This is a genomic window from Mesorhizobium sp. M6A.T.Cr.TU.017.01.1.1 (assembly GCF_004023115.1).
Lineage (GTDB): Bacteria > Pseudomonadota > Alphaproteobacteria > Rhizobiales > Rhizobiaceae > Mesorhizobium > Mesorhizobium mediterraneum.
The window spans coordinates 35,875-37,107 of sequence record NZ_RZTA01000059.1 but is presented as its reverse complement, the minus strand read 5'-3'; the positions used below and the strand labels follow the sequence as shown (position 1 = coordinate 37,107).

Genomic DNA, 1,233 nt, shown 5'->3' with positions numbered 1-1,233 from the left:
TCCGCCAGACTCAACTGACCCAAAACACGATCCGCCATCCCGAATCTCCCTGCTCCAACCTTCACCACAGAATCACCGTTCGGCTTCTGTGCAAAGGTCCCACAGGGGGAGAAGGAAGAAGAGGCGCGGCCAAAACCTCTCAGAACTCTATGCCTTGCTGCGCCTTCACGCCGGCGGAAAAGTGATGCTTGGTCACGCCCATCTCGGTGACCAGATCGGCCGCCTCGACCAGCGCCGGCTTGGCGTTGCGGCCAGTGACGACGACATGCAGACCCTCGCGGCGCCCTTTCAGCGCCGCCACCACCTTGTCCAGATCGAGATAGTCGTAGCGCAGCGCAATGTTCAGCTCGTCGAGCACCAGGAGGCTGATCGACGGATCGGCCATCAGCTCGAGCACCTTGGCCCAGGCGGCCTCGGCGGCAGCGATGTCGCGCTTCAGATCCTGAGTCTCCCAGGTAAAACCCTCGCCCATCGTGTGCCAAACGACCCGATCGCCGAAAACGGCAAAGGCGTCCTTCTCGCCGGTGTGCCATTTGCCCTTGATGAACTGGACGACGCCGACGCGCTTGCCGTAGCCGAGCATCCTCAGCGCCAGCCCGAAGGCAGCGGTGGTCTTGCCCTTGCCGGGGCCGGTGTTGACGATCAGCAGCCCCTTCTCGACCGTCTTTGCCGCGACCTCGGCGTCCTGCACCGCCTTGCGCTTGGCCATCTTGGCGCGGTGGCGTTCTTCGTCCTTGGGTTCGATAGTATCAGCCATGTCACTTCACCTTCAGCGGCAGTCCCGCCACCATCATCAGCACCGTATCGGCTATCGTCGCGACCTGCTGGTTGAGCCGGCCGGCGGCATCGCGAAACCGACGGGCGAGCGCATTGTCCGGCACGATGCCCTGGCCGACCTCGTTGGAGACCACGAGCCATGGCCCGCGCGGTCGCGACAACACATCGGCCAGCCCCCGGCATTCAGCCTCAATGTCATGTTCGGCCAGCATATGGTTGGTCAGCCACAGCGTCAGGCAGTCGATCAGGACAGGCCGGCCGTCAGGCAGGGCCTCGATCGCGCCGACGAGATCGAGCGGCGCATCGATGGTCGTCCAGCCCTCGCCGCGCCGCGATCGGTGCAGCGCGATGCGCTCGCGCATCTCGTCGTCATAGGCTTGCGCCGTGGCGATGTATGTCCACGGCGCCGGACAGGCCGTCACCAATCTTTCGGCATGCGCGCTCTTGCCGGGGCGC

The 1,233-nt window shown here is 64.6% G+C and carries 2 protein-coding genes; both read right to left on the bottom strand.

Annotation, left to right across the window (positions count from 1 at the left end; translation table 11 throughout):
* Positions 1-139: 139 nt before the first annotated feature.
* A complete protein-coding gene (gene cobO / locus EOB36_RS19310; RefSeq protein WP_095483472.1) occupies positions 140-757 on the bottom strand; it encodes a cob(I)yrinic acid a,c-diamide adenosyltransferase in 618 nt (205 codons plus the stop codon).
* 1 nt (position 758) lies between these two features.
* On the bottom strand, positions 759-1,233 hold a 475-nt coding region (gene cobU / locus EOB36_RS19305), incomplete at its 5' end, for a bifunctional adenosylcobinamide kinase/adenosylcobinamide-phosphate guanylyltransferase (RefSeq protein ID WP_245467834.1).